The following is a 19,486-nucleotide window of genomic DNA, read 5'->3' as shown; positions in this document are numbered from 1 at the left end:
GCCGGTGATCAGGGGCGCGCCGGGTCGATCGGCGTGAACCGCCGCAGACTCGCGCGCGAGCTGAGCCGCGAGGCCGCGAGCGATCCCGCGACGGCGAGGAAGATCGGCAGCAACAGGGTGAACCCGGTGTCGGTGAACTCGATGATCAACGCGATCGCGGTGAAGGGCGCTCGCATATTGGATGCCAGGAACGCGGCCGCCGCGATGATCGCGAGCGCCGTGCCGTCCGCGCCGGGCCAGACGAACGCCCACCCGGCCGCCGCGGCCGCACCCAGAGCCGCGCCGATCGCGACCGAGGGTTGAAGGGTGCCGCCGATCGCGCCGGAGCCGAGCGAGATCGTCGTGGCGACGTACTTGAGCAGGGCGAGCAGCAGCAGGAGGAGCGCCGGCTGGGACAGGTCGAAGCCCGCCGTGGCCAGGGCGCGACCGTTGCCGAGGATGAGCGGGAAGAACGCCCCCAGCAGACCGACCGCCGCGAACGTGAGGGGAAGGACGACGAGGAGCTTCCAGCCCTTCGGGCGGAACCGCCCAAGCGCCTTGGTCACGGTCGCGAAACTCGTCGCGCCCCAGCCCATGAGCGGCCCGATGAGGACGGCCGCGACGACGAGCGAGGCGTTCACCTCGAGCGCGGGCACCTGGTACAACGACCCGTCGCCGACGAGGGGCCGCGCGACGAACGTGGCGATCGCGCTGACCGCGAGGGCGACCACCGCCCCGCCCACGCTGAACTGGGCCAGCAGGATCTCGATCGCGAACAGGGCGCCCGCCAACGGGACGTTGTACACCGCAGCGAGACCGGCACCTGCCGCCGAGGCGATGAGGATGCGCCGCCAGCGGGGGTCGAGACCGAACCAGCCGACGATCTTCGAGCCCGCCATCGCGGAGAGCTCGCGCGGAGCCACCTCCTTGCCGATCGAGGCACCGAGGGCCACCGACGTGACCTGGATGACGGTGTCTGCGAGGGTTTCCCACCACGGCATCCGAACCCCGTCGACACCCTGCTCGACCGTGGCGAGCGTGCGTCCGAAACGCCGCAGCAGGTACCAGCCGAGAGCGGCGACGACACCCGCGCCGCCGACGGTGACGACCGGCAGCCACCACGGAGACGGCAACGGGAGCCCGTCGAGGAACGGCCCCTCGTCGTGCCCCCAGACGAGGTGCTCGATCGAATGGACGATCCACACCAGCAGGAGCACGGCGAGACCGGTGGCCAGCCCGACGATCAGCGTGGCGAGGCCGAGCTTGAACAGCGCGAGGACGGCACGGCGATGCGCGCGCGTCGGCGCCAGGGGGTCTGCTGTCACCCCGCAACGTTAACGGACCCGCGTTACCGTCCCGTGACGTGGTCCCCGGTGACGCCCCCACGGCCCTGCCCGACCGGACGCGAGCGGGGACGGCGTGCGGGGTCGCCGCGGCGGGACCCGGCATCCGATGCTCCTCCCGCCGGGCGCGGGCGAAGAGCTCGGTCACGGCTCTCGTCGCACGCGGGCGCGGACAGTAGGCTCGGAATCGTGACTTCCCGCGCCCCGCTCTCCCGCAAGCTGTCCGCCATCGCCGAGTCCGCGACCCTCAAAGTCGATGCCAAGGCCAAGGCCCTCCAGGCCGCCGGTCGACCGGTCATCTCGTACGCGGCCGGAGAGCCCGATTTCGCCACCCCGTCCTACATCGTGGATGCCGCGGCGAAGGCGCTGCAAGACCCGAAGAACTACCGCTACACGCCCGCCGCCGGTCTCCCGGTGCTGCGCGAGGCCATCGCCGCCAAGACGCTGCGCGACTCGGGCCTCGAGGTCGCGCCCTCGCAGGTCATCGTCACCAACGGCGGCAAGCAGTCGGTGTACCAGGCGTTCCAGACCGTGGTGAACCCGGGCGACGAGGTGCTGCTCCCGGCTCCGTACTGGACGACCTATCCCGAAGCCATCGCCCTCGCCGAGGGCACGCCCGTCGAGGTCTTCGCCGGCGCCGACCAGGACTACAAGGTCACCGTCGCCCAGCTCGAGGCCGCCCGCACCGACAAGACCACGGTGCTCGTCTTCGTGTCGCCGTCGAACCCTACCGGCTCGGTCTACACCCCCGAAGAGACCGCCGAGATCGGCCGCTGGGCCCTCGAGCACGGCATCTGGGTCATCACCGACGAGATCTATCAGAACCTCACGTACGAGGGCGTCCGCGCCGTGTCGATCGTCGAGGCCGTGCCCGAGCTCGCCGACCAGACGATCCTCGTCAACGGCGTCGCGAAGACCTACGCCATGACCGGATGGCGCGTGGGCTGGATGGTGGGACCGGCGGATGCCATGAAGCTCGCCGGCAACCTGCAGTCGCACCTGTCGAGCAACGTCAACAACGTCGCGCAGATCGCCGCGGCGGCCGCCCTCACCGGGCCGCAGGACGAAGCCGAGCAGTTCCGTCTCGCCTTCGACCGCCGCCGCCGGCTGATCGTGGCGGAGCTGTCGAAGATCGACGGCGTCGAGGTGCCCAACCCGCTGGGCGCCTTCTACGCCTACCCCGACGTGCGGGGCCTGCTGAACCGATCGTGGGGCGGAGTGACCCCGACCACCTCTCTCGAGCTCGCCGACCTGATCCTCGAGCAGGCCGAGGTGGCCGTGGTGCCGGGTGAGGCCTTTGGCCCGAGCGGGTACCTGCGCCTGTCCTACGCCCTCGGCGACGACCAGCTCCTCGAGGGCATCCAGCGCCTCCAGCGCCTGTTCGCTTGAGCCCTCGCCTCCCGCCGATGCCGGTCACCCGTCGCGGTGACCGGCATCGCTGTTCGTTCGCCGGCGCTGCGCACGCCGAGCCGTCGCACGGAGATGCCCGCCGACACACCGCATCCACGGCATCCGGAACCGGCGTGTCACCCGCGAACTCCGCCCTGCGGCACAGCACGACCGGGCGAGCCGCCCGGGACTACAGCTCGACGTTGATCAGGACGGGCTCGGGCTGCAGGACGAGGCCGAACTCCGACGCCACGCGGTTCTGCACGAAACGCGCGAGCTCGGCGATCTCGGCCGCCGTCGCCTCGCCGCGGTTCGTCAGAGCCAGCGTGTGCTTCGTCGACAGGCCCGCCCGCGAGCGCGGGAACCGGAAGCCTCGGCGAAGCCCGGCGTTCTCGATCAACCACGCCGCGCTCACCTTGACGTCACGCGTGACGACGGGGGGCGGGGGCAGGATGCCGTCGAAGGCGGCGAGCGGGATCACCGTCACCGGATCGAGCACCGGCGCGAGGGGCCACTTCGGGCACTCCGCGGGAAGGGTGCGCGCGAAGGCGTCCGAGACGATCGCGTTCTGGAAGAACGAGCCGGCACTCCAAGTGTCGGGGTCTTCGGCGTCGAGCACCATGCCCTTTCGAGCGCGGGTCGCGAGCACGTGGTCCCGGATCCACCGCAGCGACACCGCCTGATCGGGCTCGAGCCCCAGGGCGCCGCGCAGCTGCTCTCCCGCGATGGGCCGCTCCTCGCCGCCCACACGCTCGAGTTCGAGAGTCACCGACAGGATGACCGCGGGCCGCTCGGGCACCGAGCCGTAGTGGTGCTTCAGCACCGAGGTACGAAAGCCCAGGCCGAGCTCCGAGGCCGGAACGGTGGCGACCTCGCCCGTCGACTCGTCGATCAGCTCCACCTCGACGAGGGTCTGCACGATCTCCTGGCCGTACGCCCCGACGTTCTGCACGGGCGCCGCGCCGACCGTGCCGGGGATACCCGACATGGCCTCGATGCCCGCGAGTCCGCGCTCCACCGTCTCGGCGACGAGGGCGTCCCAGTCGTGGCCGGCCTGCACCCGGAGCCGCACCGTGTCGGCGCGCGAGCCCGGCAGCTCGTCGATGCCGGTCGTTCGCACCCGGATGACGGTGCCCTCGAACGGCTCGTCGCCGACGAACAGGTTCGACCCGCCGCCGAGGACGAACCACGGCTCGCCCTGCGCCCACACCTCGCGCAGTGCGCCGACCAGTTCGTCGGGCGTCTCGGCCTCGACGAGACGGGCGGGTTCACCCCCCGTCCGCAGGGTGGTCAGCCGAGAGAGGGGAACGGGGGTGATCTCGGGCATCAGGTCAGCCGCACCCGCACCTGCGCCTTGCCGAGGACGGTGGTCTCGGCGAACGTCACGGTGAGGTCGATGCGCGCGGTCTCGTCGTCGACGGCTCCGACCTTGGCACTCACGTGCAGGTCGGCGCCGGTCTCGGGGTCGACGACCACGGGGCGCGTGAACCGCACGCCGTACTCGGCGATGCGACCGGAGTCTCCCAGTGCCTCGGCGAGCGTGCCGACCGCGATGCCCATCGTGAGCATGCCGTGCGCGAGCACGCCGGGGAGGCCCACGGCGGCGGCCACGTCGTCACGGTAGTGGATGGGGTTGAAGTCGCCCGACGCACCGGCATAGCGCACGAGCGACTCGCGGGTCAGGTGCACCGATCGCTCGGCGACGACGTCTCCGACGGTGAACGCGCTCATGCTCCGGCCTCCCCGGCGAGGAGGACACTGGTGGTGGTCACGACGTGGGCGCCGTCGGCATCCACGATCTCGGCCTCGCTCGTGATCATGGCGTTGCCGCCCATGGTGCGGATGCCGGTGACCGACTGCGTCGCGACGAGTTCGTCGCCCGCGACGATCGGGCGCGTGTACCGGAAGCGCTGCTCCGCGTGCACGAGACGCGAGAGCTCGATGCCCGAGTCGGGCTCGGCGAGCAGCTGCTGGAGCGCGAGGTCTTGGACGACCATCGCGAAGGTCGGCGGCGCCACCACGTCGGTGTACCCGAGGGCGCGGGCGGCCTCGGGGTCGGAGTGCTGCGGGGCGTCGGCGAAGACGGCGCGGGCGAACTCACGCACCTTCTCGCGGCCGACCAGATAGGGAGCGGTCGGCGGGAAGACTCGACCGACGAGTTCGGGGTTCACGGGCACTCCCCCAGTCTACCGAGCGGGCCCGTGAGACCGGGGGTGTCAGCGCTGGTGGCGACCGCGCACGGCCTTCACCGCGATCTGCGAGGCGATGAAGACGAGGAAGATCGAGAACAACACGTTGGCGACGAAGGGGTCGACGGCCTTGGCGATCTGCGCGCCCACGGCGGTCGTCGCGCACGCCGCGAGCCCGACGCACAGCGCCGCCGGCAGGTCGACGTTCGACCGGCGGAGGTTTCCGACCGTCCCCGACACCGCGGTCGGGATCATCATGAGCAGCGAGGTGCCCTTGGCGACGAGGTCGCTGGTTCCGAAGAACAGGAGCAGGGCGGGGACGACGATGATCCCGCCGCCGACACCGAGCAGCCCGGCCAGGATGCCGGTGATCACACCGAGCAGCGCGAGCCCGGGGCCGGTGATCCAGGTGAGTTCGAGCTCGGCGTCGCGAGAGGGGATGACGAAGTACAGGCTCACGATCACCGCGAGGAGGAAGGCCACGAAGGCCCAGCGCAGGGCCGTCTGCGAGAGCTTGGGCAGCAACCAGGTGCCGATCTGCGCTCCCCCCACGGCCCCCGCTGCGAGGATGAGGGCCGGCAGCCATGCGACGTGCCCGTCGACGGCGTAGGTGATGACACCGACCGACGCCGTGGGAACGATCGCGGCGAGAGAGGTTCCCGCGCCGAGGCGCTGGTCGAAGCCGAGCAGGAGCACGAGCAGAGGAACGATGACCGTGCCGCCGCCCACGCCGAACAGGCCCGACATGAGTCCCGCGAGCAGACCCACGCCGACGCAGACGGCGTAGAAGCGGGCGGTGCGGGGCGGGCGGATGGCGGTCGTCACGAAGCGATTCCTCGGGGTCGGGGCGGGGCCGATCCCGCCGGCATCCAGTGTCCCACCGGTGCGCCCCCCACCCGGACGAGGCGGGAGAAGAAAGCGGCCCCCGGTGGTCCGAAGCCGCGTCCACCGGGGGCCGTCGCCCTCACAGGTCAAGCAGGACGGTGACCCGAACACCGGACTGCGACCACTCGCGTGAGGGTGCGACAAGATGACGATAAATCCCGTCATTCCCGGGCCGGGACCGCTTGACACCGATTACTCATCCTGCTAGCTATTCAGTCCACTGAATTCTTGGTACCGCTCCCGGGAATGCGCGAGCGGGCGCACCGGTTCTGCACTCGCATGACAACCGTAGGAATCATCGGAGCAGGACACATCGGCTCGGCCCTCGCCAAGGGCTTCGCGAAGAACGGCTACGACGTCGTGATCGCGAACTCCCGCGGACCGGAGACCCTCGCCGACCTCGTCGCCGAGGTGGGCGACAAGGCGCGCGCCGCCACGGCACAGGATGCCGCGGAGGCCGGCGACATCGTCGTGGTCACCGTCCCGCTGAAGGCGATCGACGCCGTGCCCGCCGCTCCTCTCGCCGGCAAGACCGTGCTCGACACCAACAACTACTACTTCGAGCGCGACGGCCACATCGCCGCTCTCGACGAGAAGAAGACCACCACGTCGCAGATGCTGCAGGAGCACCTGCCCGAGTCGACCGTCGTGAAGGCGTTCAATCACATCCCCGCCGCGGACATCCTGACCGACGGCGCTCCCGCCGGCTCCGAGAACCGTCGTGCTCTCGCCACCTCGAGCGATTCCGACGAGGCCGTCGCCCTCGTGACCCGTATCTACGACGAGTTCGGTTTCGACACCGTCAACGTCGGCCCCCTCAGCGAGAGCTGGCGCGTCGAGCGCGACCAGCCCGCCTACGTCGTACGCCAGAACGCCGACGAACTCGCGCAGAACCTGGCCCGCGCCGCGCGCTGACCTTTCCACCCCCGGCCGCAGGACACGCATAAACGCGATCCGCGCTCGTAAACGCTCTCTACACGCGTTTATGGGCGCGGATCGCGTTTATGCGTGAGTACCGGGCCAGCGCGTCGCCGACGGCAGGCGCACGCCGGGCCAGGCACACACGGAGCCAGGCACACACGGAGCCGGGCACACGCGGAGCCGGGCACACACGAAGCCGGGCACACACGAAGCCGGGCACACGCGGAGCCGGGCACACGCGGAGCCGGGCACACACGAAGCCGGGCACACGCGGAGCCGGGCACACGCGGAGCCGGGCGCGTGCGAAGACAGGGACGCGGGGAGGCGGTCGCGCTCAGAGCGCGGCGAGCGCCTGGTCGACGTCGGCGACGAGGTCGTCGACCGACTCGATACCCACCGACAGGCGAACGATGGTGTCGGGCACCGCGAGTTCGGTACCGCGAACGGAAGCGTGGGTCATGGCATCCGGGTAGTTCACCAGCGACTCGACGCCGCCGAGCGACTCCGCCAGAGTGAACAGACGCGTCGACTCCGCGAAGCGGCGGGCGGCCGCGCCGTCGGCGAGCGCGAGCGAGACGATGCCGCCGAAGCCACTCATCTGGCGCGCCGCCAGCTCGTGCCCGGGGTGCGAGGGCAGACCGGGATAGTAGACCTGCGCGACCCGATCGTGCCCGGCGAGATGCTCGGCGACGGCCTGCGCGTTCGAGCTGTGGCGCTGCATGCGCACGGCGAGCGTCTTGATACCGCGCGTGGTCAGGTACGCGTCGAAGGGACCCGACACCGCGCCCGCCGCGAACTGCAGAAACTGCACCTTCTCGGCGAGCGCCGCGTCGGCGAAGGCCAGCGCTCCGCCCACGACATCGCTGTGCCCGCCGAGGTACTTCGTCGCGGAGTGCACGACGACGTCGGCACCGAGCGACAGCGGCCGCTGCAGAGCGGGCGAGGCGAAGGTGTTGTCGACCACGACGATCGCGCCGGCCTCGTGACCGAGTCGGGCGAGACCCGCGATGTCGGTGATCCGCAGCATGGGGTTGCTGGGGGTCTCGACCCACACCATCCGCGGCGCATGCTCCGCGATGGCGGCGGCCACGGCATCCAGATCGCTCATGTCCACGACGCGCAGCTTCACGCCCCACGGCCCCAGCACCCGCGCGAGCAGACGGTAGGTACCGCCGTAGACGTCGTTGCCGAGGAGGACCTCGTCACCCGGGACGAGGGCGGCGCGCAGCAGGGCATCCTCGCCCGCGAGACCCGAGGCGAACGACAGCGCGCGCGTTCCCCCCTCGAGGGCGGCGATCTGCGTCTCGAGGGCGGTGCGCGTGGGGTTGCCGCTGCGGCCGTACTCGTAGCCGCCGCGAAGGCCGCCGATGCCGTCCTGCGCGTAGGTCGTCGAGACGTGGATCGGCGGGATGACCGCGCCGGTGGTCTCGTCGGGCGCCTGTCCCGCGTGGACGGCGAGGCTGTCGAAGCCGCGGGCGGCGTCATGGGTGCTCATGCGGAGTGCTCCTCGGAGGGGGTCGGGAGAAGGGATGCCACGGGTGCAACGTCGTAGCCGCGCTCGATCATCCAGTCGTCGTCGAAGATCTTGCTCAGGTAACCGCGACCGTGGTCGGGCAGGACGACGACGACCACGGCGTCGGCGGGGAGATCCCGTGCGACGCGGAGAGCTCCGACCACGGCCATTCCGCTGGAGCCGCCGACGAGCAGGCCCTCCTCGCGGGCGAGGCGACGGGTCATGGCGAAGGACTCGGCATCCGAGACGCGTTCGTAGCCGTCGACGAGGGAGGGGTCGAACGCGGGAGGCCAGAAGTCCTCGCCGACGCCCTCGACGTCGTAGCCGTGGATGTCGCCGCCCGAGTAGATCGAGCCGACCGGATCGACCCCGACGATGCGCACGGCCGAACCCGCGACCTCGCGCAGGTAGCGGCCGGTACCGCTGATCGTGCCGCCCGTGCCGACGCCGGCGACGAAGTGCGTGAGTCGGCCGTCGGTGTCGCGCCAGATCTCGGGACCGGTGGTCTCGTAGTGGCTGCGCGGGCCGTTCGGGTTGGCGTACTGGTTGGGCTTGAAGGCGCCGGGGATCTCGCGGACGAGGCGGTCGGACACGCTGTAGTACGAGTTCGGGTCGTCGGGCTCGACGTTCGTCGGTGTGACGACGACCTCGGCGCCGTAGGCGCGCAGCACCGCCCGCTTGTCCTCGGCGACCTTGTCGGGAACGACGAAGACGCACCGGTAGCCGCGCTGCTGCGCGATGAGCGCGAGCCCCACTCCGGTGTTGCCGCTGGTCGGCTCCACGATCACTCCGCCCGGTTGGAGCAGACCGTCGCGCTCCGCGGCGTCGACGATGTTGGCCGCGATGCGGTCTTTCGCAGACCCGCCGGGATTGAAGTACTCGATCTTCGCGAGGACCGTCGCGGCGATGCCGTCGGTGACGCGGGAGAGGCGGACGAGGGGGGTGTTGCCGACGAGGTCGGCGACGCTCTGGGCGTAACGCACGATGGAGTCCTGAAGGTTGGTGCGCCCGGTGCGGGCGCGGCTGACGGGGTCGTCGAAAGGGAACGCGGGGCGTTCAGCGACAACAGCGACAGGTCAGCACGCCGTCAGCATACCCGAGGACTCCCGGTCACGACACGGCGCCGAGAAACTCCTCGAAACTCTGGGCGGGGCGACCTGTGACGCGCTCGACGTCGTGCGAGACGGCGGCTTGGTCGCCGCTCGCGATCGAGGTGTACGTGCTCACCCACGCATCGACCTGCCACCGTGGGGCCCCGAACGCCGCGCGCGAGGCATACGCCTCGTCGACCGTCTCGTCGACGAAACGCACCCGGTGCCCGCGCACCGCCGAGATCTTCTCGGCGACCTCGGCGAGAGTCAGGGCCTCGGGCCCGGTGAGGTCGTACGACGCGTCGGCGTGCGCTGCGGGATCGAGCAGCACCGCGACCGCCGTGGCCGCCACGTCGGCACGCGAGACGAGAGAACAGCGGCCGTCCCCGGCGGGGCCCCGGATGACCCCGTCGTCTCCGGCGAAGAGCTCCATCATGTCCATGTAGAAGTTGTCGCGGAGGAAGGTGTACCTCATGCCCGAGGCGCGGATGATGTCCTCGGTGGCGGCGTGATCGCGCCCCAGCGTGAAGACGGCGTCCGGGGCAGCGGCGAAGAACGAGGTGTAGACGATCGAGCGCACCCCCGCGGCCGCGGCCGCCTCGACGAAGGTGCGATGGTGCTCGACGCGGTCGGCCGTCTCGGAAGCCGACACCATGAAGAGCGTCTCGACCCCCTGAAGCGCCGCGCGGGCGGCATCCGCGTCGGAATATCGGGCGACGTGCACCTCGGCTCCCTCGAGCGAGGGGGCACGCGAAACGTCGCGGACGAGCAGACGCTGGGGGATGCCGCGGGCGGCGAGGTCACGCGCGACCCGACCCCCTACGGCTCCGGTGGATCCGGTGACGGCGATGACGGGCGGCGTGGACATTCGGCCTCCGGGGACGAGTGGGCGGTGCCTCCAGGGTAAGCCGGTTCTCCCTTCCCTCGGCCGGGACGCTCCTCAGGAGCGCGGAGCGATCAGGCGCGCCACGCGGACGCGCACCGAGGACGGGATGTCGTCCTCGCCGGCTCCGCGGGCGGCCGTCGCGACGGCGGCGGCCACCACGGCCGCGTCGTCCTCCGACGAGACACCGATGCAGACCGTGACGGCGCGAGTGCCGGCAGCGTCGTCGACGTCGGCGAGCGAGCCCTCGACGTCGGTCAGATGCTCGACGGCGCGGGCCACGACCGGACGCGCCGAATAGCACTCGCGCACCCCCTCGACGGCGGTCACGGCCAGGTCGATGCGCGGTGCGAGTTCTGCCGCGGAGATGGTCGTCATGAGTGTTCCCCCTCATCGAGGTGCACGTCGCCGACGGTGACGTCCACCCGTCCGACCCGAAGGTCGCCGTGTCGTTCGATGGCCGCGCGGATGCCGTTCCGCATCTCGTCGACCGCGATGTTCATCGCGCGGCCGAAGCGCACGCTGACGCTCACACGCACGTCGAGAGGGGCGTCGGGCTCGGGCTGGTCGAGTCGCACCCGACCCACCAGCAGCCCGTCGATGCCGTCTCCGACCGCGCGGATCAACTCGTAGAGCGCACCCTCGGTCACCACCAGTTCGGTTCCGTCGTCGGCGCGCGCGAGGGGGATGTCGCGTCCGGCTCGGAACTCGCGCATGACCTCGCGCATGATGCTGTCGTACCAGGATTCCGAGAGCGGCTCGGTCGCCTGCTCCTCCACGATCTCGCGGGACAGTCGGCCCATCCGCTCCATCGATGCCAGGATCGCCTGGCACTCCGCGTTGCGCTCGACGGCGGGGATCCGGGGGATGCGTCCGCGGTCGAGGTACGCCGAGAGGTCCTCGAGGGAGTAGCCCGACCCGCCGATGTCGTCGTTGTTCTCGCTCACTGGGGTCACCTCCACTCCTCCATGCGTTCCAGCACCGTTCTCCTCGCCCGGGCGAGACGCCCGCGCACCGTGGCGGCCGATTCGCCCACCTCGACGGCGATCTCGTCGTAGCTGTGACCACCGACCTCGCGCAGCACCCAGACGACGCGGAGTTCCTCCGAGAGCTCGCCGAGGACCTTCTTGAGCGCGTCCATCTGCGAGCTCGCCACGACCGCGCGTTCCGGGTCGTCTCGTCCCGAGACCATCTCCTCGTCGATCTCTTCCGAGATCTTTCGAGAGCGGAGACGGTCGGTGGCCTTGCGCGACACGATGGTCGTGAGCCAGCTTCGCACCTTCTCGGGATCCGTGAGATCGGGCAGACGTCGCCACGCCGTGATCAGCGCCTCTTGGACGCAATCGTCGGCGTCGGCCCGCGAGCCGGTCAGCCGGGTCGCGAAGGCGACGAGGAACGGCGCATGCCGACGCACCAGCACCCCGAAAGCGAGCTGATCGCCGTCGGCCGCGCGCGACGCGAGGAACGCGTCGGTGGCGGAGGTCAAAGAGGGCATCGAGATTCCTGTCGGCAATCGTTCCGTCTCGAGCCGTGACAGTTCACGAATCGAGTCCGTCCACATAGCGAAACACCCCGAGGTCGGAACACCCCGGGATCTTGACGGGAGGACGCTCGTCGTGGCATGTCGGGTTCCCCCGCGGCGGTCAACCCACCCGAGGGGTGTCGGCGACCGCCGGTATGGTCGGCTCATCCCCGACCCCGAAGGACACCCATGCGCATCGCCCTCACCGGTTCGTCCGGCAAGCTCGGCACCGTCGTCGCTCGCGAGCTGCGTGCCGCCGGCCACGACGTGATCGGTTTCGACGTCCGCGGCGAACGCGGCCCCGGCTTCGTGCAGGTCGACCTGACCGACTACGGCCAGGTCGTCGACGCCCTCACCGGGGTGAACGACCAGCACGACGGTTTCGAGGCCCTCGTGCACCTCGCCGCCATCCCGGCTCCCGGCATCCGCTCCGACATCGCCACCTTCCACAACAACATGGCGAGCACCTTCAACGTCTTCTGGGCCGCCACGCGTCTCGGCATCCACAAGATCGTGTACGCCTCGAGCGAGACCGTGCTGGGCCTCCCCTTCGACGTGCCGCCGCCCTACATCCCGGTCGACGAGGAGTACGCGCCGCGGCCCGAGTCGGTCTACTCGCTCGTGAAGACCCTCGAGGAGCGCCTCGCCGTGGAGTTGGTGCGCTGGAACCCCGAGCTGTCGATCACGGCGCTGCGGTTCTCGAACGTGATGGTCCCCGAGGACTACGCCGAGTTCCCCTTCGACGACGACGCCCGCACCCGCAAGTGGAACCTGTGGGGCTACATCGACGCCCGCGACGGCGCCCAGGCCGTGGAGCGCGCCCTCGAGACGGCCCCGGCCGGCTTCGACACCTTCATCATCGCGGCGGCCGACACGGTCATGACCCGCCCCAACGCCGAGCTCGTGGCGGAGGTGTTCCCCGGCGTCGCGACGCGCGGTGACCTGGGCGAGAACACCACGCTCCTCTCGATCGACAAGGCCCGCCGCCTGCTGGGCTACGACCCCCGGCATTCCTGGCGAGACGGGCGCTGACGCGCCGGCCCGGGTGCTCGTCGCCCGGGCCGAGGCCCCTCGCCGCGTGACAGACTCGCCCCATGGACGCCGACGCACGCACTCCCCCCTCTTCGCCGACGCCCGCGTCGGATGAGCCGGTCATCCCTCTGCCGAACGCGCGCGAGAAAGAGGTCAGCTTCGTCGCGCGCAGCGGTGCGGTGGTCACGCTCCGCCTCATCGACACGGGGCGCTTCGAGCTCAAGCTCGATACGCGAGGCGACTACACGGCCGTGCTCCTGCACGACGGAGAGACCTTCGAGCTGCACCCCGCGCCCGGCGTCCACGCCCTGGGCGGCACGGGCCTCACACCCACCCAGATCTACGAGGGGTTCTGACCCACGGCGCAAGCCCCGCGTTCAGGTCGTCGGCGCGGGATTGACTGAGGCTCTCGACCCGGGAGGACCATCGTGAGCCACGACGCCGACAGCTACGACATCGCCGTGATCGGAGCAGGTCCCGCCGGAACAGCCGCGGCCCTCCGCGCTGCGGAACTGGGCGCCTCGGTGGTCGTCCTCGAGGCGGGCCGCGTCGGTGGCACCTGCGTCAACACCGGGTGCGTGCCCACCCGCGTCCTCGCGAAAGCGGCGCGCCTCATGCGCGAGACCCGCTCCGCCGACGATTACGGCATCGTCGTCGACGAGCCTCGAGTCGACTGGGCAGCCGTGGTGTCGAGGGTGCACGAGCGGGTGGATGCCGTGCGCTCCATCAAACGCGAGGCCGAACGCTTCGCCGAGGCCGGCGTGGATCTCGTGCACGAGGGGCGTGCGCGCTTCGCGGACGAGCACACCCTCGTGCTCGACAGCGGTCGGCGAATCCGCGCGGAATCGATCCTGGTCTGCGTGGGCGGCCACTCCCGTCGCCTGCCGATCCCGGGGGCCGACCTCGCCACCGTCCCCGAAGACGTGCTCGGCCTGAGCGAGCTCCCCCGTCGCGTCGTCGTCATCGGCGCGGGCAACACCGGCGCCCAGCTCGTGACCGTGTTCCGCTCCTTCGGTTCGGAGGTGACGCTGCTCGATGTCGCGCCTCGCGTCCTCATGGCATCCGATGCGTCGATCTCGCGCGTGATCGCCGAGTCGCTCACGGAGCACGGGGTCGACGTGCGCACCGGGATCGACACGGTCGAGCGCCTCGATCGCGCCGACGACGGATCGCTCGTCCTGGCCTGGCGCGAGGGCGGCTCCCCGTGCACCGTCGATGCGGACGTCGTCATCATGGCGACCGGTTGGCCCGCCGACGTCGAAGACCTCGGGCTCGAGAACGCCGGTGTGGAGGTCGAGCGCTCCGCCATTCCGGTCGACCGCTACTTCCGGACGATCGTTCCCCACATCCTCGCCGTCGGCGACGCGAACGGCCGCGACATGCTCGTTCAGGCGGCGCAGTTCGAGGGCGAAGCGGCGGCCGAGAACGCCGTTCTCGGCGCCAACCGGCGAACGCCCCACCACCTGCTTCCCGCTGGCGGCTTCACCGACCCCGACTACGCCGGCGTCGGACTGACCGAGGAGCAGGCGCGCGACCGCGACCCCTCGTGCGTCGTGGCGACCGTTCGGTTCGCCGATCTGGACCGCGCCGTGATCGACGATCGGGAACGCGGGTTCCTCATGCTCGTCGCCGACCGTCGCCGCGAGCTCGTGCTCGGCGCCCACGCGGTGGGGGAGAACGCCGTCGAGGTCATCCAGTCGGTGACCACCGCGATGGCGGCCGGGATCGACGTCTCGACCCTCGCCGGCGTGCGCTTCGCCTACCCGACGTACAGTGCGGTGATCGGCAACGCGGCGCGCGCGCTGCTGCACGCGGACTCCCCCGCGCTGCTGGAGTGACACACTGAATCCGTGACCGCCGATCCCGCGACGACGCCCGCGACCGCCGACGACTCCGCGCCGTCCCGCGAGGCGCCCGCGCGCCGAGGACGGCCAGGGTACGACCGCGACGGCCTGCTCGCCGTGGCCGTGCAGCTCTTCAACGAGCAGGGGTACGACGCGACGAGCGTGTCCGATCTCGCGCGGCGACTGGGGCTGACGAAGTCTGCGCTGTACCACCACTTCTCCTCGAAGGAGGAACTGCTGGCCGTCGCCCTCGAGGCCGCTCTCGGCGGGTTGGAGGCTGTGCTCGACGAGCCCGGCGCCCGCGAGGGCGCGGCATCCGATCGCCTCCGTTTCGTGCTCACGGGGGCGACCGACGTGCTCGTCGCGCAGCTCCCCGCGGTGACCCTGCTGCTGAGGGTGCGCGGGAACAGCGAGGTCGAGCAAGCCGCTCTCGAACGACGACGACTGTTCGACCACCGCGTGACCGCCCTGGTCGCCGAGGCTCAGGCCGAGGGCGACGTGCGGGGCGACGTCGATGCGGCGGTCGCCGCGCGTCTGCTGTTCGGGATGATCAACTCCGTCGTCGAGTGGTATCGCCCCGGTGGCGGGGTCGACGGCGACCGCCTGGGCGCCGACATCGTGCGCATCGCGCTCGACGGCCTGCGCACCGCCTGACCGGCGCACTGCCCGCCGGGTCGCGCCGCGGCAGGCGCACATCCCCGGCCCGTCCTGCGGATATCGCGGCGGCACGCCGCCACCGGCGACCCGGCATGCCGACGGCGGGCGACGAAGTCCGCGGTACGGCGCACCGCCCCTCGGCCGACGCCGACGAACCGCTCCCGGCGACGCGCAACGGGGCCCTCGCCGACGCGAAGGGCCCCGTCACGGCATCCGGGATCACGCCCGCAGGTCGACTCCCTTCGTTTCCTTGATGAGCGAGACGGCCCCGAGAGAGACGAGCGCGGCAACCGCGATGTACAGGCCGATCGTCCATGAGGCGCCCGTCGAGCGCAGCAGCGCCTCGGCGATCATCGGCGCGAAGGCCCCGCCCATGATGGCGCCGAGCGCGTAGCCGATCGAGACGCCCGAGTAGCGGACGTTCGCGGGGAACATCTCGGCGTACAGCGCCGCCTGCGGCCCGTACGACAGCCCGAGACCGAGGGTCATCACGAACAGCGCGACGAAGTACCAGAAGATGTTCGCGGTATCGATGAGGAACCACATGGGCACGGCCCAGACGGCCAGCAGCAGATAGCCGAGCTGGAAGGTGCGGATGCGCCCCAGGCGGTCGGAGAGCCTGCCGCCCCAGAGCGTGAAACCGAGCCAGCCGAAGGAGGCCAGGGTCGTGGCCAGCAGCACGGTCGGGCGTTCCATGCCGAGGACCGACACCGAGTAGGTCGCGAAGAACGCGATGAGCAGGTAGCCGGCGGCGTTGTTGCCGATGAACACGAACGCGGTCAGGGCGACCTCGCGCCAGTTCTTGCGGAACAGCTGTCCGAGGGGAGCGGACGACTCTTTGCGACGGCGAACGAGGTCTTCGAAGACCGGGCTCTCCTCCACCGCGCGGCGGATGAGGTAGCCGACGAAGATGAGCACGATCGAGAAGAGGAAGGGAACGCGCCACCCCCACGCGAGGAAGGCCTCGGCCGACATCGACGAGGTGAGGATCCACAGCGTCGCCGTCGCGAGGATCATGCCCACCGGCACGCCGATCTGCGGGTAGGCACCGAAGTAGCCGCGGCGGTGGACGGGGGCGTGCTCGACCGAGAGCAGCGCGGCACCGCCCCACTCTCCGCCGGCGGAGAAGCCCTGCAGAACCCGAAGGAGGATGAGCAGGACGGGGGCGGCCACCCCGATCGCGGCATAGGTCGGCAGCACGCCGATGAGGGCTGTCGAGACGCCCATCATGATGAGAGTCAGCACGAGCATCTTCTTGCGGCCGAGGCGATCGCCGAGCCAGCCGGCGACGACGGCGCCGAGCGGGCGGAAGAGGAACGAGATGCCGATGGTGGCGAACGAGAGCACCTGCGCGATCGCGGGATCGCTCTGCGCGAGCGGGGCGAGGAACAGCGGCGCGAGCACGAGCCCGGCCGCCTGGGCGTAGATGAAGAAGTCGTACCACTCGATCGAGGTGCCCACGAGGGTCCCGGCGAGCACGCGCCGTTCCTCCCGTTTCATCCCGGTGGCAGGGGCGGATGCCGAGGTCAGCGAGGCCATGAGAACTCCGTCGTTCTGTGGGGCAGGGTGAGAGGCTCGAGCGATACTGTTACCGACCGAGCGTTCAGTAATAGTGTCAGAGGGGTGCGCCCCCAACAAGAGGGCGGCGGAAGGAGCACCCATGACGCCCTGGACCATCACCCCCGGCGCCCTCGACGAACGCCTCGGCATCACCGTGACCGAGCAGTCCGCGGATCGGGTCAGCGCGTGGATGCCCGTCGAGGGGAACACGCAATCGCTCGGTCGGCTGCACGGCGGCGCGACGGCCGCGCTGTCCGAGGCGGTGGGGTCCTGGGCCGCCATGATCCACGCCTCCGCGTTCGGCCTGGTGTGCGTCGGCGTCGATCTCAACATCACGCACCACCGCGGAGCCGAGGACGGGCGCATCCACGCCGTGGCCACACCCGCCCATCGCGGTCGCCGTCTGGCCACCTACGACGTCCGCGTGGTCGACGACGACGACCGTCTGATCGCGACGGCGCGCATCACGAACCTGCTGGTCGATCCCGCCTGAGAGACGGGCGCCGTCTCGCGGCACCCACCGTCTCTGCCATTGTGGATCGCATGAAGAAGATCCGAGGGGTTGCGCCGCCCCCAAGCGGCGCAACCCCTCGCCCGTCGCCGTCAGACCCGAACATCGGACGACGGGCGTATGGGTGCCTTCTCGAAGCCGGAGTCAGCACCCACCCCCGCATATGTCGTGTCCGGCGTGCGCCTTTCCTTACACACCGATCCGGAAATCTTTTCTCTCGCGCATCCGTAAGGTTCGCGACCACCCCGACACAGCCCCCGTACACGCACGAGGAAAGACAGCGGTGACGGACGACGCGGATTTCGTGGCGCTCTTCCGCGAGCACTACAACGCCGTTCGGCGATTCGTCGAACGGCGCGTGTCGGACCGCGATGCCGCCGACGACCTCACGATGGAATGCTTCGAGATCGCCTGGCGCAAGCGCGATCCGCGAGAGCCGTTCGGGTTGCCGTGGCTGTACCGCACGGCGCGCAACCTCATCGCGAACGAATACCGACGACGAGACCGGGAGGGGGCACTGTGGACGCACATCGAGGACCAGGTCCGCACCCTCTCGAACGAGTCGGAGGGCGAGATGCTCGACAGGCTCGTCGACGCCATCCGCGGCCTGTCCGAGAAGGAGCGCGAGATCCTCTGGCTCACCTACTGGGAGGACCTTTCGGCCGCCGAGGTCGGCCTCGTCGTCGGCGCGAGCGCCGGGACGGTGTGGACACGGCTGAACCGCGTGCGGGCCAAACTGCGCCCGCTCCTGTCCGGAACGCCCCTGTCCGCGGAAGAGGTGTTCGATGAGCGACGATGACCTCACCCGGGCGATGCGCCGACTCGATCCCGCGCGAACGCCCATCGACGCGCCGATTCCTCTCGACGCCGAGCGTCGGGCACGCGACTTCGCGGGGAGCGCGCAGCGAACGCGCCGCCGACCCGCGTACGCCGTGTGGGGCTCGGCCGCCGCGGTCGTCGTCCTGGTGCTCGCGATCGTCACCGGAGTCCTGTGGATGCCGGGGAGCCCGGCATCCGCCCTCACCCCGGAACCACTCGTGTTCACCTCGATCTCGGAGGACGCGTCCCAGGTGATCGCGCAGGCGCAGGAGCGGTTGACCGACGGGTCGGGCCCCTCCTCACCCGAGCGACGGTCGCTTTCGCTCGGGTGGTACTACAGCGGTTCGCCCGACGAGGCCGAGGCGACGGTGTTCCGCCGCGAGTGGATCGACGTGCGCTGGAATGCGGATCTTTCGGGCTCGGTCGTGACCACTGCCGCCGAAGCGACCAACGCGGCCGGTGACACGGTGCCCGCGGGCGAGCCGACGCCGGGAACCGTCGTCGGCGACCTGCAGTTCGTGCAGAACCAGTTCTCGCCGCTCTCCCCCACCGCTCCCGAACCCACCGTCGAGGCGATGCGAGCTCTCGTGCTCACCTCGACCGGTGCCGGGGATCAGCTCACGGCGGGCGACGCGATGCTCGGCGCACGCGCCCTCCTGGGCGAATGGACCCTCACCGGACCGCAACAGGCCGCCCTGCTCGAGGTCGTCGCCCAAGCTCCCGGGCTGCGCGTCGTCGGCACGGCCTTCGACCGCCTCGGCCGCCCCGTGGTCGGGTTGGCCGCGGTGCCGTCCGGGCTGACCACCTCCGAGGCGACGCTGCTGCTTTCTGCCGACACGGGACGCATCGTCGGTTTCGAATCCGAACTCCTCGCCGACAACGACAGCCTCAAGCTCCCCGCCGGATCCGTCACCGACTACACCCTCTGGGACGTCTTCGAGAGAAAGGCACGCACCGAATGACCACGACCGATCAGCTGCACCCCGACATCGCCGCGGCTCTCGCCGAGATCCCCGGCGGGGTCGTCATCGATTCGCATCACGCGCAGTGGCCGGAACTCGGGATGACCATCGACGTCCCCTCCGAGCACGAGCGTGCCGTCGGCGGGTGCGCCGACGGCAACGTCTGCGCCTTCAGCGGGTCGAACCTCTCGGGGACGCGAGCGTCGTTCTCGTACTGCGGCACGTACTCCCCCGGAATCACCGTGCGCTCCATCGCCAACGCGCGATCGGCCGGGTACGTGCAGGCCCGCTCCTCGTCCGGGTCGGTGCTCGCGACCGCGATCGCCACGTCGTGGGCGAACGTCTCGGGCACGGTCGCGACGCTGAACTGCGTGCCCTGACCGCCG

General features: G+C 70.6%; 22 protein-coding genes. 10 read left to right on the top strand and 12 right to left on the bottom strand.

Annotated features, from left to right (window positions below):
- Positions 1–8 precede the first annotated feature (8 nt).
- On the bottom strand, positions 9–1,304 hold the full coding sequence (locus tag MTE01_RS11730) for a chloride channel protein (protein WP_103205931.1): 1,296 nt from the start codon (positions 1,302–1,304) through the stop codon (positions 9–11).
- A gap of 207 nt (positions 1,305–1,511) precedes the next feature.
- Between MTE01_RS11730 and MTE01_RS11725 the strand changes: the two genes are divergently transcribed.
- Positions 1,512–2,711 (top strand): pyridoxal phosphate-dependent aminotransferase, encoded by a 1,200-nt coding sequence (locus MTE01_RS11725; RefSeq protein WP_103205930.1) that lies wholly within the window; start codon positions 1,512–1,514, stop codon positions 2,709–2,711.
- A gap of 190 nt (positions 2,712–2,901) precedes the next feature.
- Here MTE01_RS11725 and MTE01_RS11720 read toward each other — a convergent pair whose 3' ends face one another.
- The 4 genes from MTE01_RS11720 to MTE01_RS11705 are packed head-to-tail and all read right to left on the bottom strand — an operon-like array spanning position 2,902 to position 5,725.
- On the bottom strand, positions 2,902–4,038 hold the full coding sequence (locus MTE01_RS11720) for a UDP-N-acetylmuramate dehydrogenase (RefSeq protein ID WP_141377655.1): 1,137 nt from the start codon (positions 4,036–4,038) through the stop codon (positions 2,902–2,904).
- On the bottom strand, positions 4,038–4,442 hold the full coding sequence (locus tag MTE01_RS11715) for a MaoC/PaaZ C-terminal domain-containing protein (RefSeq protein ID WP_103205928.1): 405 nt from the start codon (positions 4,440–4,442) through the stop codon (positions 4,038–4,040). Before MTE01_RS11715 ends, MTE01_RS11720 begins: the two co-directional genes overlap by 1 nt.
- Entirely contained in the window at positions 4,439–4,888 is a 450-nt protein-coding gene (locus MTE01_RS11710) for a MaoC family dehydratase N-terminal domain-containing protein (RefSeq protein ID WP_116239247.1), read from the bottom strand. The genes MTE01_RS11715 and MTE01_RS11710 overlap by 4 nt, the downstream gene beginning before the upstream one ends.
- 39 nt (positions 4,889–4,927) lie before the next feature.
- Positions 4,928–5,725 carry a sulfite exporter TauE/SafE family protein gene (locus MTE01_RS11705; RefSeq protein ID WP_103205926.1) on the bottom strand — a complete coding sequence of 266 codons (798 nt, stop codon included), beginning with the start codon at positions 5,723–5,725 and terminating at the stop codon, positions 4,928–4,930.
- Positions 5,726–6,064: 339 nt separating this feature from the next.
- On the opposite strand from MTE01_RS11705, the gene MTE01_RS11700 reads away from it, so the two are divergent.
- Positions 6,065–6,700 (top strand): NADPH-dependent F420 reductase, encoded by a 636-nt coding sequence (locus MTE01_RS11700; RefSeq protein WP_103205925.1) that lies wholly within the window; start codon positions 6,065–6,067, stop codon positions 6,698–6,700.
- A 340-nt stretch (positions 6,701–7,040) separates the two neighbouring features.
- Here MTE01_RS11700 and MTE01_RS11695 read toward each other — a convergent pair whose 3' ends face one another.
- The 6 genes from MTE01_RS11695 to MTE01_RS11670 form a co-directional block, all read right to left on the bottom strand.
- A complete protein-coding gene (locus tag MTE01_RS11695; RefSeq protein ID WP_141377653.1) occupies positions 7,041–8,201 on the bottom strand; it encodes a cystathionine gamma-synthase in 1,161 nt (386 codons plus the stop codon).
- The gene (locus tag MTE01_RS11690) at positions 8,198–9,202 is read right to left on the bottom strand and encodes a pyridoxal-phosphate dependent enzyme (protein WP_141377651.1); all 1,005 of its coding nucleotides are present in this window, start codon (positions 9,200–9,202) and stop codon (positions 8,198–8,200) included. The genes MTE01_RS11695 and MTE01_RS11690 overlap by 4 nt, the downstream gene beginning before the upstream one ends.
- A gap of 127 nt (positions 9,203–9,329) precedes the next feature.
- Complete coding sequence (locus MTE01_RS11685; RefSeq protein ID WP_103205922.1) at positions 9,330–10,178, bottom strand: SDR family oxidoreductase; 849 nt, start codon at positions 10,176–10,178, stop codon at positions 9,330–9,332.
- Positions 10,179–10,250: 72 nt separating this feature from the next.
- Positions 10,251–10,571, bottom strand: a complete 321-nt coding sequence (locus MTE01_RS11680; RefSeq protein WP_141377649.1) for a hypothetical protein — start codon at positions 10,569–10,571, stop codon at positions 10,251–10,253.
- Positions 10,568–11,140: an Asp23/Gls24 family protein gene (locus MTE01_RS11675; RefSeq protein ID WP_103205920.1), complete on the bottom strand. Its 573-nt coding sequence runs from the start codon at positions 11,138–11,140 to the stop codon at positions 10,568–10,570. The genes MTE01_RS11680 and MTE01_RS11675 overlap by 4 nt, the downstream gene beginning before the upstream one ends.
- Positions 11,141–11,145: 5 nt before the next feature.
- Positions 11,146–11,688: an RNA polymerase sigma factor gene (locus MTE01_RS11670; RefSeq protein ID WP_103205919.1), complete on the bottom strand. Its 543-nt coding sequence runs from the start codon at positions 11,686–11,688 to the stop codon at positions 11,146–11,148.
- Between the two features lie 216 nt (positions 11,689–11,904).
- On the opposite strand from MTE01_RS11670, the gene MTE01_RS11665 reads away from it, so the two are divergent.
- From MTE01_RS11665 to MTE01_RS11650, 4 genes are all read left to right on the top strand, one after another.
- Positions 11,905–12,747: an NAD-dependent epimerase/dehydratase family protein gene (locus MTE01_RS11665; RefSeq protein WP_103205918.1), complete on the top strand. Its 843-nt coding sequence runs from the start codon at positions 11,905–11,907 to the stop codon at positions 12,745–12,747.
- 62 nt (positions 12,748–12,809) lie between these two features.
- A complete protein-coding gene (locus MTE01_RS11660) occupies positions 12,810–13,103 on the top strand; it encodes a hypothetical protein (RefSeq protein ID WP_103205917.1) in 294 nt (97 codons plus the stop codon).
- Between the two features lie 72 nt (positions 13,104–13,175).
- Complete coding sequence (locus MTE01_RS11655; protein ID WP_246078266.1) at positions 13,176–14,585, top strand: dihydrolipoyl dehydrogenase family protein; 1,410 nt, start codon at positions 13,176–13,178, stop codon at positions 14,583–14,585.
- A gap of 12 nt (positions 14,586–14,597) precedes the next feature.
- Positions 14,598–15,245 (top strand): TetR/AcrR family transcriptional regulator, encoded by a 648-nt coding sequence (locus MTE01_RS11650; RefSeq protein WP_141377645.1) that lies wholly within the window; start codon positions 14,598–14,600, stop codon positions 15,243–15,245.
- A gap of 222 nt (positions 15,246–15,467) precedes the next feature.
- On the opposite strand, the gene MTE01_RS11645 is transcribed toward MTE01_RS11650, so the two are convergent.
- Positions 15,468–16,787, bottom strand: coding sequence for an MFS transporter (locus MTE01_RS11645; RefSeq protein WP_141377643.1), 1,320 nt, complete (start codon positions 16,785–16,787; stop codon positions 15,468–15,470).
- A gap of 121 nt (positions 16,788–16,908) precedes the next feature.
- On the opposite strand from MTE01_RS11645, the gene MTE01_RS11640 reads away from it, so the two are divergent.
- The 4 genes from MTE01_RS11640 to MTE01_RS11625 all read left to right on the top strand — a co-directional run bounded on the left by MTE01_RS11640 (position 16,909) and on the right by MTE01_RS11625 (position 19,480).
- A complete protein-coding gene (locus tag MTE01_RS11640) occupies positions 16,909–17,301 on the top strand; it encodes a PaaI family thioesterase (protein WP_103205913.1) in 393 nt (130 codons plus the stop codon).
- 301 nt (positions 17,302–17,602) lie between these two features.
- The gene (locus tag MTE01_RS11635; protein WP_170210689.1) at positions 17,603–18,118 is read left to right on the top strand and encodes an RNA polymerase sigma factor; all 516 of its coding nucleotides are present in this window, start codon (positions 17,603–17,605) and stop codon (positions 18,116–18,118) included.
- A complete protein-coding gene (locus tag MTE01_RS11630; RefSeq protein ID WP_141377639.1) occupies positions 18,105–19,100 on the top strand; it encodes a hypothetical protein in 996 nt (331 codons plus the stop codon). The genes MTE01_RS11635 and MTE01_RS11630 overlap by 14 nt, the downstream gene beginning before the upstream one ends.
- Positions 19,097–19,480 carry a hypothetical protein gene (locus MTE01_RS11625; RefSeq protein WP_103205910.1) on the top strand — a complete coding sequence of 128 codons (384 nt, stop codon included), beginning with the start codon at positions 19,097–19,099 and terminating at the stop codon, positions 19,478–19,480. Before MTE01_RS11630 ends, MTE01_RS11625 begins: the two co-directional genes overlap by 4 nt.
- Positions 19,481–19,486 lie beyond the last annotated feature (6 nt).

The organism is Microbacterium testaceum, from assembly GCF_006539145.1.
GTDB classification, from domain to species: Bacteria; Actinomycetota; Actinomycetes; order Actinomycetales; family Microbacteriaceae; genus Microbacterium; species Microbacterium testaceum.
The sequence above is the reverse complement of the archived record's forward strand: the minus strand, read 5'-3'. Positions and strand labels throughout refer to the sequence as shown.

What these genes read in the sequence shown, in the direction of transcription:
- MTE01_RS11720 (WP_141377655.1), bottom strand. Translation starts at nt 4,038, where the DNA reads ATGCCCGAGATCACCCCCGTTCCCCTCTCTCGGCTGACCACCCTGCGG.
- MTE01_RS11715 (WP_103205928.1), bottom strand. Translation starts at nt 4,442, where the DNA reads ATGAGCGCGTTCACCGTCGGAGACGTCGTCGCCGAGCGATCGGTGCAC.
- MTE01_RS11700 (WP_103205925.1), top strand. Translation starts at nt 6,065, where the DNA reads ATGACAACCGTAGGAATCATCGGAGCAGGACACATCGGCTCGGCCCTC.
- MTE01_RS11695 (WP_141377653.1), bottom strand. Translation starts at nt 8,201, where the DNA reads ATGAGCACCCATGACGCCGCCCGCGGCTTCGACAGCCTCGCCGTCCAC.
- MTE01_RS11685 (WP_103205922.1), bottom strand. Translation starts at nt 10,178, where the DNA reads ATGTCCACGCCGCCCGTCATCGCCGTCACCGGATCCACCGGAGCCGTA.
- MTE01_RS11680 (WP_141377649.1), bottom strand. Translation starts at nt 10,571, where the DNA reads ATGACGACCATCTCCGCGGCAGAACTCGCACCGCGCATCGACCTGGCC.
- MTE01_RS11670 (WP_103205919.1), bottom strand. Translation starts at nt 11,688, where the DNA reads ATGCCCTCTTTGACCTCCGCCACCGACGCGTTCCTCGCGTCGCGCGCG.
- MTE01_RS11665 (WP_103205918.1), top strand. Translation starts at nt 11,905, where the DNA reads ATGCGCATCGCCCTCACCGGTTCGTCCGGCAAGCTCGGCACCGTCGTC.
- MTE01_RS11660 (WP_103205917.1), top strand. Translation starts at nt 12,810, where the DNA reads ATGGACGCCGACGCACGCACTCCCCCCTCTTCGCCGACGCCCGCGTCG.
- MTE01_RS11645 (WP_141377643.1), bottom strand. Translation starts at nt 16,787, where the DNA reads ATGGCCTCGCTGACCTCGGCATCCGCCCCTGCCACCGGGATGAAACGG.
- MTE01_RS11640 (WP_103205913.1), top strand. Translation starts at nt 16,909, where the DNA reads ATGACGCCCTGGACCATCACCCCCGGCGCCCTCGACGAACGCCTCGGC.
- MTE01_RS11630 (WP_141377639.1), top strand. Translation starts at nt 18,105, where the DNA reads ATGAGCGACGATGACCTCACCCGGGCGATGCGCCGACTCGATCCCGCG.
- MTE01_RS11625 (WP_103205910.1), top strand. Translation starts at nt 19,097, where the DNA reads ATGACCACGACCGATCAGCTGCACCCCGACATCGCCGCGGCTCTCGCC.